The sequence below is a fragment of the Dyadobacter sp. UC 10 genome (genome assembly GCF_008369915.1).
Classification (GTDB): domain Bacteria; phylum Bacteroidota; class Bacteroidia; order Cytophagales; family Spirosomataceae; genus Dyadobacter.
This window is the reverse complement of sequence record NZ_VSRN01000001.1, coordinates 134,223-149,169: the sequence shown is the minus strand read 5'-3', so window position 1 is coordinate 149,169 and position 14,947 is coordinate 134,223. Positions and strand designations below refer to the sequence as shown.

10 protein-coding genes are annotated in these 14,947 nt (G+C 48.5%); 3 read left to right on the top strand and 7 right to left on the bottom strand.

Going from position 1 to position 14,947, the window contains the following annotated elements; genetic code table 11:
- Nucleotides 1-14 precede the first annotated feature (14 nt).
- From FXO21_RS00515 to FXO21_RS00485, 7 genes are all read right to left on the bottom strand, one after another.
- Entirely contained in the window at nt 15-1,304 is a 1,290-nt protein-coding gene (locus FXO21_RS00515) for a Gfo/Idh/MocA family protein (protein ID WP_149638259.1), read from the bottom strand.
- A gap of 19 nt (nt 1,305-1,323) precedes the next feature.
- Complete coding sequence (locus tag FXO21_RS00510) at nt 1,324-2,013, bottom strand: 3-keto-disaccharide hydrolase (protein WP_149638258.1); 690 nt, start codon at nt 2,011-2,013, stop codon at nt 1,324-1,326.
- 71 nt (nt 2,014-2,084) lie between these two features.
- The gene (locus FXO21_RS00505) at nt 2,085-2,972 is read right to left on the bottom strand and encodes a DUF1735 domain-containing protein (protein ID WP_192579122.1); all 888 of its coding nucleotides are present in this window, start codon (nt 2,970-2,972) and stop codon (nt 2,085-2,087) included.
- A gap of 26 nt (nt 2,973-2,998) precedes the next feature.
- The gene (locus FXO21_RS00500) at nt 2,999-4,837 is read right to left on the bottom strand and encodes a RagB/SusD family nutrient uptake outer membrane protein (RefSeq protein ID WP_149638256.1); all 1,839 of its coding nucleotides are present in this window, start codon (nt 4,835-4,837) and stop codon (nt 2,999-3,001) included.
- Nucleotides 4,838-4,848: 11 nt separating this feature from the next.
- Nucleotides 4,849-8,283, bottom strand: a complete 3,435-nt coding sequence (locus tag FXO21_RS00495) for a SusC/RagA family TonB-linked outer membrane protein (protein WP_225865506.1) — start codon at nt 8,281-8,283, stop codon at nt 4,849-4,851.
- Nucleotides 8,284-8,310: 27 nt separating this feature from the next.
- Nucleotides 8,311-9,306, bottom strand: coding sequence for a FecR family protein (locus FXO21_RS00490; RefSeq protein WP_149638255.1), 996 nt, complete (start codon nt 9,304-9,306; stop codon nt 8,311-8,313).
- Between the two features lie 65 nt (nt 9,307-9,371).
- Entirely contained in the window at nt 9,372-10,028 is a 657-nt protein-coding gene (locus FXO21_RS00485; protein WP_225865505.1) for an RNA polymerase sigma-70 factor, read from the bottom strand.
- A gap of 318 nt (nt 10,029-10,346) precedes the next feature.
- Between FXO21_RS00485 and FXO21_RS00480 the strand changes: the two genes are divergently transcribed.
- From FXO21_RS00480 to FXO21_RS00470, 3 genes are all read left to right on the top strand, one after another.
- A complete protein-coding gene (locus FXO21_RS00480) occupies nt 10,347-11,540 on the top strand; it encodes a n-acyl-d-glucosamine 2-epimerase (protein WP_149638254.1) in 1,194 nt (397 codons plus the stop codon).
- Nucleotide 11,541: 1 nt separating this feature from the next.
- Nucleotides 11,542-12,792, top strand: a complete 1,251-nt coding sequence (locus FXO21_RS00475) for a sugar MFS transporter (protein WP_149638253.1) — start codon at nt 11,542-11,544, stop codon at nt 12,790-12,792.
- Between the two features lie 295 nt (nt 12,793-13,087).
- Nucleotides 13,088-14,818, top strand: a complete 1,731-nt coding sequence (locus FXO21_RS00470) for an FAD-dependent oxidoreductase (RefSeq protein ID WP_149638252.1) — start codon at nt 13,088-13,090, stop codon at nt 14,816-14,818.
- Nucleotides 14,819-14,947 lie beyond the last annotated feature (129 nt).

The window sequence follows — 14,947 nt, the reverse complement described above, 5'->3', positions numbered from 1 at the left end:
CGGGGGCTGCAAGCTTACGCTAAGTCCCATTTCTTCCTTATTTTCCGGGATAAAAGTTTGTTTGCCTCTTTGTCTCCCTCGAACTTTTCTTTATCCGCATTCCAGGTCAATTCCCTTTTTAGCCGGTACGATATCAGTCCCAGATGCATCGGAAGCGTGAGTTCCCTGGCATAGGCGAGATTGGATTCGGGCTGTTTCCGGGATTTAACTGCATCTACAAAATTTTGCTGGTGCCCCGGTGAGCGTGGGTTTGTTTGCGGGATCTCAGGGATTTCTGTAACCGTTTCGCCGTTGATAGTAATTTCTCTGGAGTCGTAGTCACAAATGAGCGTCCCCTTGTCTCCTTCAAAATATGCGCCGATCCCTCTTTGGGCAGCACCCGGTACGTTCGGGGGAACTGTCGTCCAGTATAATTTAAGGTCGTCAAACTCGTAGTCTACATCCAGCCACTTCGGAGCGTCTCCCAGGCCGGCCGGGGTTTCTCCGCGGGCAGCTATTTTCTTTAAGCCCTTCGGCATGATCGCTGAATAAACTACATCGGCAATATGGCACCAGAAATCCGCGTAAACGCCACCTGAATAGTCCAGGAAATACCGGAAAGTTCCGTGGCATTTCTCCGGCATGTAGTCTGTGAGCGGTGCCGGGCCGAGCCACATATCCCAGTCCAGCGTTTTAGGGATCGCCTGCACGCCGGAGGGACGCAGTTCGGGGGAGTGTCCGGTTTTCCAAAGCCGCACGGTCGATACTTTGCCTATTGCCCCCGACTTGATTATTTCCACGACCCGATGAAAGTTTTCTCCCGCGTGGATCTGGTTGCCCATCTGAAAAACCCGGTCGTATTTGTTCAGGTTTTTCAACATCATATTTCCCTCCTGCACATTGTGTGAAAGCGGTTTTTCCCCATAAACGTCCTTCCCCGCCTGAAACGCCAGGGTGGCAATCTGCGCATGCCAGTGATCTGGCGTGGCGATGGTAATGGCATCGATGTCTTTCCGGTCCAGTATCCGCCTGAAATCCCCGTAGGTGTCTACTTTACGGTCGGGGTGTATTTTGGCCAATCGTTCTCTGGTTTCTCCCAAATGCAGCGCATCGACGTCACATAGCGCCGCGATCTCAACCTCCGGCAAATTGGCAAACCAGCGCATATGGCTGTTTCCCATTCCGCCAAGACCGATGTGGGCGATCCGGATCCGGTCACTTGCAGCTGCTTTTCCCGGGAAGGACGGAAGCAGGGTGAACCCCAATGCGCCCAGGCTGCTCATTTTAATAAACTCCCGCCTGTCGACAGGTTTTGCATATTCCATATTATTTGGTTTAGGGTTTTTAGTTTTCCTTAATGCGGATATTCCGGAATTTGACAACGGAACCGTGGCCCAGAAAAGCAATATGTCCCGATTCATTCAATACTGCCTTCTGGAAAGAGCCCGGTTTTAATTTCGCTGTTGCCTCTTTTAAATGGCCGTCCAAAATCTTTTCACCGTTCAGGATTACCTGGAGATGGTCGCCTTTCGCGCGTACTTCCTGTACATTCCATTCGCCCGCCGGTTTCAGAAAGCCGCGCCTGGCAGGGATAATTTTATAAACAGAGCCGTGGTATTGGCCCGGTTCCAGGTCTTTGTAACTGGGGTGTTCATTGTCAAGTATTTGCAGCTCCATTCCGCTGTATCCCTTTTTAGGCTCCACAAAATCGTGGCGAAGTCCCAGCCCGTTGTTCCCGGCGGGTCCCAGCAGAAATTCGAAACGCAGGGTGAAATCTGCGTACGTATCTTTTGTATATAAATTACCGCCTTCCTCCTGCGTCGGGCGCATGGTTATCGTTCCCTCTTCCAGCACGTATTCAGCAGTATTTCCTTTCCATTGATCCATCGACGTGCCATCAAACAGGATCTTATAGCCCTCTTTTTTTTCCTTTTTTGACAATTCAAATTTGTCCTGTTGCTGCCCGCTGACATTGACGGAGACAACACAGAGTATACATAACGCACAAATGCCGTTTTTCCAATTTCTCATCATCAGATTATTAGCTGGTTTAAATTAAGCCATCACAGCATTGGCCATGCGGCAATTGCTGTGATGATTTTGGATTAATCCTGGATTGATACAGGTATTAGGATAGTCGATCTCGACGGGTCGATTCCGTATTTTGAAACAGTTGTGATTTCAAGCGGCAGCATATAATCGCCGTTGGGGACCTTACCTTTTATCAGGTAATAGGACAATGCCTGCTCATTATTCAGGTTTGCGATCGTAAAAGTTGTTTCGTCAATCCTGTAACCAGCAGCAGGGAGTAATTTGTGGGTTGTTTCATTGGCGAGGTTATAGGCTTTCAGCGCCGCTTCGCTCACTTCGACCTTGTATTGCAGATCGGTTTTATTATGGTAATTGGTTTGAAGAAACGCATAAAACCTGGTTTCGGCCGGTGAATTTGCGGTACTGATCGCAGCAGTCCCGGGGGCCAGACCTGGTGTTTTAAATTGGATGTAAGGATCAAGTACTTGGGGGATAACCAGTGAATACAGCTGATTTTCCCCGGCAGGTTTAATAGTATTCGACGAAATCCTGACAGGCACCGCGTAAACCAGTTCGGTGGCAGCCTGCAAAGTCTCTATTCCGGCAGCATTAAATTCAATTTCGAAAGGAACGCTGTAATCCTGTTCTCCAAAAGATACCTGCGGCGTTTTGATCTTGTACAATTCCGCTGGCAGCAATGTGTATTTATCGCCGAACTGCGCCAGTAAAGCCTCGTCTACGTGCAGGGCAACTTCACCGCCCTGCTGCCCAACCCCGCTTTTAATGGCCTGAAGTTGGTAGGTAAAATTCTCCCACTTAAAGATATTTTGCAAATTTTCCCCGGAATCATTCAGGTAGACCTTATCCTCCACCATATTGTTCAGGCGCCGGTCTTCACAACCTGAGCCAACGATGGCAGGCAGGCATATCAGTAAATTCAGCAAGCTATTTTTAATTTTCATGATCGTAAGTCGCTTTTTTATTTTGATTACCATCCGTAGTTCTGTGTGAAATTCTTCATCTCATTCAGCTGCTCCTGATTGATCGGAAAGAAATAATGTTTCTTTTCAAATACCCTGGTGCCGGGGAAAAGGGTAGAAGAGCGCTTCCACGAATCATCGTAATTGGTGGCCGCCAGGTTTCTGGTGTAATTCGGGCCGACAAATTCTTTTTCGGCGATCAGCCAGGTCCGCGCATCGTGGTAGCGGTGCGATTCAAAAGCCATTTCAACCATTCGTTCCTTGCGGATCAGCTCCCGTAGCAGAGACTGGTTTCCGGTCACCTCTGGGTAAGCGACCTGCAAATTGTTAAGCCCGCTCCGGTTTCTGACTTTATTGATATACAGCAGCGCATCTGCTTCGTTTCGCTGCGGTTTTTCGTTGCAGGCTTCGGCATAGCTCAGGTAAATTTCCGCAAGCCTGAACATGGGCCAGCAGAATTGGCCCCACTGACCGTTTTCGGTATTGTTATTCGGGTCGGACATTCTCCGGAAGAGATAACCTGCCTTCACGCAGTCTCCCGAAGCCTGATAGCCCGAAGTGCCTCCCGTGTGGAATGTAACTACTTTATCTCCCGCGCCGCGATTGTACCAGTTGAAGCCGTTTGCAAGTATGGAAGCGTAAAAGCGCGCATCGCGTCCGACGGTACTATTGTGTGCCCGGATCGGTTTCCAGTTATCCATCGGGTGGATGTAGTTTGCCGTAAAACCTTCTTCCCGGTAGCCCGACTTGGCATCTATCAACGGGTAGCCGGTAGCGTCGTAGCCCGTAACCGGGTAGCGCCCGCTGGCGGCCATCGGATAAGTGTCGACCAGTTTCAGGGAGGGAGCATATCCGCCATATCCTTCTTTCACAACCCGCGGCGGGTTGGCCCGTACTACCCAGCCATTTGCGGCGCCAAGCCAGCGGCCCCATATCACCTCCGAATTCCAGAACTTGAAAAATATCCCCTGATAAGATTTGATCGCCTTCCGCATCGGATCGGTTTCGGTATTGTCGGTGTACAAGGCGTACTGGTTCATGTCGATCAGCTCTTTCGCCGTCTGCGCCGCGGTTTCCCATTTGCCAGGATCAACAGCTTGCGGGAAAAGGTTTTTGCCTTCCTTGTTGACCATGGATTTCAGAAAGTCGGCGCCATTGAAGAGCGGGCGGGCTGCATAAAGCGTTGCACGCGCCTTTGCTGCCAGTACAGCGCCTTTGGTAGCTCTGCCTGCCCAGGCTTCTTCGGTAATCGTAGCCGGGAGGGCAGCAATGCATTTGTCAAATTCAGAGAAAATGAAATTGAAGTTCTCGTCTACCGTATGCCGGTCTATCGTTTCAGGACGGATCGAAATATCCGGGTCGGTGTCTCCCCAGATGTATACAGGGCCATATTTACGCAAAAGGTTGAAGTAAAGAAATGCACGTATAAAACGGGCTTCCGCCTTCATTACCTCCTTCTCCGCCGCACCGATCTCTACGTTTTTGTCCACATTGTTCATGAAGATCGTAGCCTGGTTGATACCGGTATAGCTGTTTTTCCAGGTCACAAAAGATGAGGTGGTCGGGCCCCAGGAGCCATTGTTCATGTTCAGCCAGGCAACACCCGACAGCCAGGAGAACATGCCTTCGTCGGATCTTGGCACAACGGAAGCTTCCCCGCCTACAAGGTCGGAGTCATTTGGTAAAAAACTGTAAATCTGAGCGAGGTAAGCCTCGGTGGTACCTCTTTTGTTAAATGTTTCTTCCAGCGTGAGCGCGTTCTGTAATTCTACCGAGAGATAGTCGCTGCATGACGTGAATACAAGTATGCTGAATAGGATGCCTGATATAAAAGATAGTTTTCTCATGATCGTCAAGATTAAAAATTAAGGCTGGCTCCGAAACTGACCGTTCTCATCTGGGGATAAATGTTTCCAAAGCTCGCGTCCAGTTCCGGGTCCCATAATTTGAATTTGCTGAATGTGAATAGGTTAACGCCCTGCGCATAGATACGAACCGACGATATCTTTGCTTTGCTTACAAAACTTTTCGGGACGGTGTAACCGATTTCAGCATTCTTGACCCTGATAAAACTCATGTTTCTCTGGTAAAAAGTCGACGCCTGCCGGTTGTTTTCATTGTAAGCCAGCGACATCCGCGCATACTCGGCATTGGGGTCCTGGTTGCGCAGGCTCCATCGTTTTTCAGCCGCATCGGCCAGGATCTGCCCGTTCACCAGTATACTTCCCTGCGGTCCCTGCAAAGGGTCGCCGCTGATGATCCTGGTTACATTTCCTACTCCCTGAAAGAATGCCGACAAGTCGAATTGTTTGTATTTGGCACTTAATCCGAAACCATAGGATAGTTCGGGAACGGTACTGCGCCCGATGGCGATACGGTCGTAGCTGTCGATCACCCCGTCGCCATTGATATCTTTGAACCTGATGTCGCCAGGAACCACAGACCCGAATTTCTGGACCGGGCTTTGCTCAATTTCTTCTACCGATTTGAATAAACCCAGCGACACCAACCCGAATTGCTGGTTGTATGCTTGTCCGGCAATATCCTGATAGCCATAGATCGGAGTGGGGGAGTCGTTGTAAATCACTTTGTTCCGGTTATAGGAGAAATTTCCCCTGGCGGAAAGCAGCCAGTCGCCTTTTACGTAACTGTATTCAATAGAGCCGTCTACCCCGCGGTTTGCCATTTTACCCAAATTCACATACTGGGCTATATTCACACCGACCACCGAGGGGACACTTTGCTGTAAAATATAGATCCCGTCGCGGCGCTCATTGAAATAATCGACCTGCAATTTCAAGTTGTCCCAAATCCCCAGCTCGAGACCGATATTCGTTTTGATCGCCTCTTCCCAGGCCACGTTGGGGTTGCCCGGATTTCCGGTTGCAATACCGCCCACAAACTTCTGGCCCGTCGTTCCAAAGATGTAGGATTGGGAATACTGCATTTCGGAGTTGTAGGCAAACCGGCGGTCGCCACCGATCTGATCATTTCCGATATAGCCGTGGGAGCCTCTGAATTTCATCAGGTTAACGGCCGGGAACATATTCTGGAAAAACTTCTCCTTGCTCAGGTTGTAGCCGAGGCCGATCGAGGGGAAAAAGCCAAAGCGGTGGGCAGGAGCAAAATTCTCCGATCCGTTGTAACCAAAATTTCCGTCAAAAAACAGCTTGTTCTGAAAAGCATAGGTCACCCGTCCGGCAATACCAATGTTGCGGTAAGGGAACGCCAGGATGTAATCGCTGGGGAAATTGTTGGTATGTTCCCTCCTTGTAAACAGGAATAATCCTCCCAAACGGTGATCGCCAAATGCATTGTCGTAGTTCAGTGACGATTCGAGGTTGGTCGTTTTCGTGCCGCGGTTTGATCGCGATAGCGACAGGTAATCACTGCCGTCCGCATTTTTGTGAAGGATCAGATTGCCGCTATCGTCGCGTCCCGTTGCGTAATAGGTGGCCGGGTTTTTCCTTTTATCCAGTGTCGATTCATTGGTCGCATCCCAGGAAAACTTGATATTGAATTTCAATCCTTTCAAAGCGAAATCGCTCAGATCCTGGGTTAAACTCATGAGCGACTGCGAGGTATTCCAGAAGTCCTGGGAAAAGCCGGTGGAATTCAGCGAATAATAGGGATTGCTGCCCACCAGCGGCTGTGCGTGGGTCCCGTTGGAATAGTAAGGCGGGATGGATATCGGCGGGGTGGTCATGACCATATTGTACATGGCGTCCATGTTTACGCCCAGACGATTTTTGTTCTCGTAAGTATTTGAAAGATTGAGACTTAACTCGGTCGATTTTGTGATATCAACATCCAGGTTCGACCGGAAAGTGAATTTGTTGTAGCTCACTGACGGATTGTACGATTTGCTGACAACGGGATTAAAAAGACCGTTTTCATTGTAATAGGAGCCGGAAACGTAATACCTGGCGATCTTTCCGCCGCCCGAGACGTTCAGATTCAAGCGGTTGCTGGTGGTTGCATCTTTGTAAATCGTCTTCATCCAATCCACGTTAGGATAAAGGTCCGGGTCTTCGCCCGACAGGTATTTCTGTTTGATGTGATCGGGGAACGGGGTCAATCCGTTCGCGTCATAACTGATGTCATTGTAATATTCCATCCACTGGCTTGCATTGGCCAGCCTGGGTAGTCGGGTAGGTGCGAGGAAACCTCGTTCATATCGGGTATTGATGGTGGGCTTGTCGGAGTATTTGCCCTTTTTTGTCGTGATCAGAACGATCCCGTTTGCACCTCTCACCCCGTAAACCGCGGTTGCACTTGCGTCTTTCAGGATTGAGAAAGATTCAATGTCTTCAGGATCAACCAGGTCCATCGAGCGCTGAATACCATCAACCAAAATAAGCGGGGTATTGCTGGCCCCAAAGCTGCTGATACCGCGGATCCAGAAACTCGATCCCGAACCCGGCTCACCACTGCCCTGTACGGATACGATACCTGCGATCTGACCGGCAAGTGCATTGCTGAGTTTGCTCACCGGTACTTTCAGATCGCTCGCCGATACCGACGAGATCGCGCCCACGATACTCTCTTTCCGCTGCGTTCCGAAAGCGACGACAACAACCTCATCCAGGTTCTGGTTATCCGGCCGCAAAATTACATCAAGCGTCTTGCGGTTGCCTAGCGCCACTTCCTGGGTGAGGTAACCGACAAATGAAAAGATAAGCGTTACTTCACCATTAGGTACCGACAAGCTGTAATTGCCTGATGCATCCGCAGAAACCCCTCTCAGCGTACCCTTCACCGTGATATTCACACCTGGAAGTATTTCACCTTTCTCATCAGTGACACGGCCCGTAATGGGTACGTCCGCATTGCTCATCGGTACTTCCCTGATCTTTTTGCCGATGACCTCAATGGCCTTCACACTATTTTCTCGGGAAGGATTGGAAACGGGTTCCAATGGTTTTTGTATAGGTACCGGGCTGATTTTTTCATCTACCAGCACATAGGTGTCCTTCTTTACCTTCTTAAACCGGATGCCTGTCGAATGCAGCAGTATTTCCAGGTTATCTTCAAAAGAGGCCGACGAACGGATGCTGTTGGCCGGGACCATAATCCTGTTCAGGATTTTTTCTTCAAACAGCAGATCCACCTGGTATCTACTTTTCAGTATCAATAACATATCTGCCAGCTCCTTCATCTGTGGCCGCGTGTCTGAAGACTGCCGGACGAAATTCCGGGTATTAGCCAGAAGTTGGGCCGAAGCCGCAGCGGGAAGCGCACCGATTACAACACAGAGGCAAAAAATCCTGATCAGCGGTAATTTTAAATTCATAAATCGGCAGGTTAGGATGGATTATAATTAAGGGTTAGGAATTAAAATGATCTTGTTTTCGGTCCTTGTTATTTCAAAACTGTACATATAGGACATGCTCGTCAGCAGCTCTTCGGCATTCCTGGCCGGGAAAGATCCCGTTGCAGTGCGGGTTGCCAGGGTTTTGTCTTTGATCTTGACTATTACCCCAAATACCTCGCGGATTTTGGCCGCCACTTCCAGCAGGGGCGTATCGTCGAAAACGAACCGGTGTTCCTTCCATGCCGAATGCTGCACAACCTCCGTTTTCGTTAGCTTTTCAATTTTGATAGCGCCGTCTTTTTCAATAGTCGCACGGTCGCCGGGGGCCATGGTGAGGGGCTTTTCCCTTGCATACGACGACAATTCCACCTTGCCTTTATTGAGTACCACATTCGTTTGCTTGGGACGGGTGTACACAACGAACTCTGTCCCCAATACGGTGATCAGGCTGTTATCCGCGGTATGCACTCTGAAAAGCTGATGGTCAATGGTATGTTTCACAGAAAATTCAGCCTCCCCTTCCAGGTACACGTGCCTGGTAGATTCGCCAAAGCCCCATCTGGGGACTTTCAAGGTAGAATTAGCATTTAACGAAACGATGCTGCTGTCTTCAAGGGCAAACTTGCTAACCTCACCGAAAGCAGTTTCATAAGTCCGGTAGAGGAAGAAGTCCTTGCCTGTATACAGGCCGAAACCCATGACGAACAGACTGGCTGCTGCCCACAGGAAAATCGTTTTGCGGGAAATTTTCCGGATTGGAATTACTGCCTGCGTTGAGCCTGGTTCATCTTTCTGAAGTATTTTTTCAGTAACCCTGGCCAGGGCAGCCATTGTGTCGGGCTGAAACTGGAGTTGCGTTTTTTCCCACTCTTCCAGCCATTCAAAATAGATCTCTACATTTTGTTTATCCGTCAGCCATTCCCCGATCAATTGTTTCTGAAGAGCGGTTGCATCACCCGAGAAGTAGATGAAGACAGTATGTTTTGTGAGTTCTGGTCTCATTTTTTATTTTTTTAGAAATAGGGCAAAAGGTCAGGGACGACTTTTAAAACCATAGATTCTGGGGATTAAAACAATTCTGAAAAGCCCATGATCATGAGCAGGCTGTGGCCTTTGAGCGCTTTTCTTAACTCGTTCAGTGCCTTGCTGATATGTGCTTCAACCGCTTTTTTGGATATCTGAAGCTTATCTGCTATTTCCTGATAGGATTTTCCTGCAAACCGGCTCATAATGAAAACTTTCTGGTTTTGGGGAGGAAACCCGCCGATAATCTTTTCGATCTTCGTGTAGAGCTCGTCAAATTCCATGAGGCGGTCGGGTTGCATATGCAGCGATGCAACGGTTGCCTCTTCAAGTTCTTCGGCCATTTCGTTCTTCAATTCCCACTTCAGGTAAGTGAAGCATTTGTTACGGACCGATATAAACAGGTAAGCGCGAAATGAAGTGGAAATGTGCTCATGTACAGCCTTCTTCCAGAAGGATAAAAAAACTTCGGACACAATATCCTCAGCAACCTCCCGGGAATATACGTACCGCACCGCGTGGCTGCACAGGGGGGTATAGTAGTGCGAGAACAACAGGTCATAGCCTTTTTTGACGTCTGTCTGAAATACGCTTTTAATAAAAAACTCCTTGTCCACGGGCGAATCAGGGCTGGCTTTCTGATCACCTTCGGAATTTGCCTGAATCAAACCCCTTTCTCCGAAGACCTCAGTCAAATTCATATTCTGCATCTTTTCCAATCTGACGAATATTAAGTACACCGTTACGATGGAGACAAAATTTTATTATAACACCCTACCTGTTCATTAAAATAATTTTAAAAAAAGAATACACGCATTCCCGCTGGTAACCAGTCCGAAGTAATGAGATGTGTCAGCAGGGGAGTGTATGGCATCTTTTAGTCTGACGTAAATAAAGTTGCTGTATATTAATGCGTGTGATATTTTGTTTCTTAAATATTTGAAAACTTAATATTTAATAACAATATTTGCTTCATACTAAATAATATATAATATTAACACTGCCGAATTTTACAGCGCATGGAAATTGACAGTTACATAGATCTGTATCGGGGCGGTTTATTAAACAACGTGATCCCGTTCTGGGCACAGCACTCGCCGGATGTCCGGTATGGAGGTTACTTCACTTGCCTGGACAGTCACGGAAATGTGTTTGATACGGATAAGTTTGTCTGGCTTCAATGCCGCCAGGTCTGGTGCTTTTCCATGTTATATAATAAAGTGGAACAAAAGCAGGAGTGGCTCGATACTGCGCTGCTTGGTGCCGGGTTTCTTGAAAAATACGGGCGGGACCAAAATGGGGACTGGTATTTTTCGCTGAGTCGCGAGGGTGCGCCGCTTACACAGTCCTACAATATTTTTTCCGACTGTTTTGCTTCCATGGCATTCGGGCAGCTGTATAAAGCCACACAAAACCCGGAACATGCCCGGATTTCGGTGGATACTTTTCACAGGATTTTGAGCAGGAAAGAAAATCCGAAAGGTATTTATGATAAAAATTTTCCGGGAACCCGTCCTCTGAAGGGTTTTGCCCTTCCCATGATACTGTGCAACCTGGTGCTGGAGATTGAACATTTGCTCCTCCCCGAACTGGTAGAAAGTACCATTCAGAACGGGATCAATGCGATCCTCCATGAATTCTATCGTCCGGAGTTCGGCCTGATACTGGAAAATATTACGCCCGACGGGCATTTTTCAGATTCCTTTGAGGGGCGTTTGATAAACCCCGGGCACGCTATCGAAGCCATGTGGTTTTTGATGGACCTTGCGGAGCGTTCCAATAATAAAGAGTTGGCACAGCAGGCAACAAACATCACCCTGGATATCCTGGAATTTGGCTGGGACAAAAAGTATGGCGGGATATATTATTTTCTGGATGTAAAGGGCCTGCCGCCGCAGCAGCTCGAATGGGACCAGAAGCTTTGGTGGGTGCATATCGAAACGCTGATCAGCCTGTTGAAAGGTTATTTGCATACAGGTGACGAAAGGTGCTGGGCCTGGTTTGAAAAAGTACATGAATACACATGGACGCATTTTGCAGACCAGCAAAATCCGGAGTGGTTTGGGTACCTTAACCGCCAGGGAGAAGTACTTTTGCCTCTGAAAGGCGGTAAATGGAAAGGTTGTTTCCATGTTCCCCGCGGACTGTACCAGTGCTGGAAGACTTTGGAAGCAATCAGGGAGAAAAAATCGTCGGAGATTCAATTTTCATAATATGGCAGGAATTCCCGTTGGCAATGCAATCAGCTCCGGGCCGGCCGACCGGCAGGTGCGGAGTTATACTCCCGCGTTGATCACGCTCGCGGTGTTGTATTTCATGATGGGCTTTATCACCTGCCTGAACGACACGCTTGTCCCGTTTTTCAAAAAAGGATTCAGGCTAAACTATGCAGAATCGTCGCTGGTACAGTTCTATTTTTTCCTGACGTACGGAATCGTTTCCATTCCGGCTGGCAGGATAGTGGGAGGCGTGGGATATAAGAAGGGAATGGTGCTCGGTTTCTCGATTGCTGCACTGGGTGCGTTGTTGTTTTTTCCTGCTGCGGTCATGCATCAATACGCTTTGTTTCTGGCGGCGCTCTTTGTTTTAGCAATCGGTATCGTGCTTCTTCAGGTAGCTGCCAATCCTTACATCACCGTTTTGGGAGCGGCAAAAACCGCATCCTCGCGACTAACGCTCATTCAGGGTGTGGGGTCGATCGGTACCACTACGGCCCCTTTGTTTGGTGCCTATTACATTCTCGCGCCTCTGCAAACGTCGGCCGCGTCCAGTGCGGCGGTTAAATATCCGTATCTGGGTATCGCCGCAGTACTCGTAATTATTGCATTCATTGTGAGCAGGTTAGCGCTTCCTGAAATCGAGGTTGAAGAAAGTAATAATGTTGAAGACCAAAATTCCGCAAAAGGTATTTTTGCTTTCAGAAATCTTAATTATGGAATATTCGGTCTGTTTTTTTATGTAGGTGCGGAGGTTTCAGTGGGGACTTTCCTGACAAACTATATTGCCGATCTTCTGAAAACAACAGAAAGCGCTGCAAACAATTTTGTCGCATTTTACTGGGGCGGCATGCTCGTGGGGCGATTGATCGGGGCGGTCCTGCTAAAGTCGGTCAAGGCGTCGGTGATGCTTTCTGTATGTGCCGGGCTGGCGATCGTCCTTGTGATACTTTCCATAAATACCAGCGGTTATGTGGCCGTCTGGAGCATGATCGCGGTAGGTTTTTGCAACTCGGTGATGTTTGCCATCATTTTTTCACTGGCCGTAAACGGGTTGGGAAAGTACACGACCCAGGCGTCGGGACTGCTTTCTGCTGCTATTGCAGGCGGGGCCGTTATTTCATTTTGTCAGGGGATGCTGATCGACAATACCAGCTGGACGATTGCATTTGTGCTGCCAGTGGCGTGTTATAGTTATATCCTTTTTTATGGACTGAGTGGCTACAAGTCGAAATTCAGCAACTTGTAAAATGGTGATTGGATTGACTATGCCTAAATACGATAAATTAAATGCTTCTGAACGACTACCTGCTTCTATGGCTGTACTGCCAGGCAGAATATTATTTAACTAAACCCCCAATAATGTAATGACGTAATGATGCAAAATTTTATGAACAGGTCAATCAGCTGCGCCGGGAGTTGCTACCGGAACAATACGTATAAGGCGGATCGGCAGTATTATCGCAGTCCGGAACCCACTCGCTCTGATAGATAATGTCGAAATGAGCTGAGCGCCGGGAAGTTTTATCTTAGATTTTAAAAATATGAATCGCAGAAATTTCATTGAACATATTACAATAGGCGGCGGTACGCTGGCCACGGCCGCTTTGGTCGGTTTGCCCGCAACAGGTCAACCAGTAAAAAAAGAGTCAGTAAACGGTAAAACGCAGATAAGCGCCGATCTGGTGGTGGCCGGAGGCGGGCTTGGTGGCTGTGCCTGCGCGATCGCAGCCCTCAGGAATGGCCTGTCGGTAATATTGACCGAGGAAACGGACTGGGTGGGCGGACAACTCAGCCAGCAGGGTGTGCCGCCGGACGAGCATCCCTGGATCGAAACGCACGGTGCGACGCAGCTTTACCGCGATCTCAGGAATAATATCAGGGATTATTACAAAAGAAATTATCCATTGACAGCCGATGCAAAGGATAGGAAAAACCTGAACCCCGGCGACGGTTCGGTGTCCAAACTTTGTCACGAGCCTAGGGTAGCGGTCGCCGTTTTAACGGATTTGTTTGCGCCGTACATCAGCAACGGGAAACTGAGCCTGCTGCTGGAACATAAGGTAACAGGCGCGGATGCAAAAGGTAACAAGGTAAATGCATTGCAGGCGGTGAGTTTGCGAAGCAAAGAAAAGCTTACGCTGGCAGCGCCTTATTTTGTGGATGCAACCGAAATGGGCGATTTACTGCCACTTACCGGGACTGAATTTGTGACCGGAACAGAAGCGAAAAGTGAAACGCAGGAATTGCATGCACCCGAAAAAGGCAATCCGGAAAACAACCAGGCTTTCACGGTTTGCTTTGCAATAGACTATGTTCCAGGTGAAAATCATGTGATAGAGAAGCCGAAGGAATATGATTTCTGGAAAAATTTTGTCCCTAAAATGACGAAACCCTGGTCGGGCAGGCTGCTGGACCTTTCGTATTCCAATCCAAAAACATTGGAGCCGAAAATGCTGGGCTTTCATCCTGAGGGCATTGCAACGGGCGACAAGCTGAACCTCTGGAACTACCGGCGGATTATTAGCAAAGCAAATTTTGCAAAAGGCACTTACCCGGGCGATATCACGATTGTGAACTGGCCGCAAAACGATTATTTTCTGGGCAACCTGATCGGTGCGAGCGACGCGGATTTCAACAAACATTTTGAAAGAGGAAAACAGCTCAGTTTGTCATTGCTATACTGGCTGCAAACCGAAGCGCCCCGGCCCGACGGCGGAAAAGGCTGGCATGGTATCAGGCTGCGGAAAGACATCATGGGGACTGAAGACGGTTTGGCGAAATATCCGTATATCCGCGAATCCAGAAGGATCAAGGCTGTTTTTACGATCAAAGAAGAACATGTGGGCGCGGATAACCGGGCGATGATCACCGGGAAAAAAGAAGGAAATAAAGCGGCTGATTTTTATGATAGTGTCGGGATCGGATATTACCACATTGACCTGCACCCCAGCACGGCCGGAGACAATTACATTGATTTCGCGTCCCTGCCATTTCAGATCCCGCTCGGTGCGCTGTTGCCGGTAAGGATGGAAAACCTGCTTCCTGCCAACAAAAATATCGGGACCACGCACATTACCAATGGCTGTTACCGCCTCCATCCGGTTGAATGGAGCATTGGAGAGTCGGTAGGGTTATTGGTCAGATATGCACTGGACAAAAATGTGAGCCCGAAAAGTGTCCGGGAAAAGAAGGATTTGCTGGCTGGTTTTCAGGATTTTGTGAGAAAGAACGGTATAGAAACCGAGTGGCCGAAATCGGATGTTAGGCGTTAGCTGTTGGCTGTTGGCTGTTGGCTGTTGGCGGTTAGCTATTTGCTATTAGCTATTAGCCGTTAGCTATTAGCTTTTAGTTTTTTGATTTTAGTTCTAGTTTTTAACAAAGTATGCACAGGGAACGGTTCA

Excerpts from the sequence above, each read along its gene's own strand:
- FXO21_RS00515 (WP_149638259.1), bottom strand. The coding sequence starts at position 1,304 with ATGGAATATGCAAAACCTGTCGACAGGCGGGAGTTTATTAAAATGAGC.
- FXO21_RS00510 (WP_149638258.1), bottom strand. The coding sequence starts at position 2,013 with ATGATGAGAAATTGGAAAAACGGCATTTGTGCGTTATGTATACTCTGT.
- FXO21_RS00505 (WP_192579122.1), bottom strand. The coding sequence starts at position 2,972 with ATGAAAATTAAAAATAGCTTGCTGAATTTACTGATATGCCTGCCTGCC.
- FXO21_RS00500 (WP_149638256.1), bottom strand. The coding sequence starts at position 4,837 with ATGAGAAAACTATCTTTTATATCAGGCATCCTATTCAGCATACTTGTA.
- FXO21_RS00495 (WP_225865506.1), bottom strand. The coding sequence starts at position 8,283 with ATGAATTTAAAATTACCGCTGATCAGGATTTTTTGCCTCTGTGTTGTA.
- FXO21_RS00490 (WP_149638255.1), bottom strand. The coding sequence starts at position 9,306 with ATGAGACCAGAACTCACAAAACATACTGTCTTCATCTACTTCTCGGGT.
- FXO21_RS00485 (WP_225865505.1), bottom strand. The coding sequence starts at position 10,028 with ATGAATTTGACTGAGGTCTTCGGAGAAAGGGGTTTGATTCAGGCAAAT.
- FXO21_RS00480 (WP_149638254.1), top strand. The coding sequence starts at position 10,347 with ATGGAAATTGACAGTTACATAGATCTGTATCGGGGCGGTTTATTAAAC.
- FXO21_RS00475 (WP_149638253.1), top strand. The coding sequence starts at position 11,542 with ATGGCAGGAATTCCCGTTGGCAATGCAATCAGCTCCGGGCCGGCCGAC.
- FXO21_RS00470 (WP_149638252.1), top strand. The coding sequence starts at position 13,088 with ATGAATCGCAGAAATTTCATTGAACATATTACAATAGGCGGCGGTACG.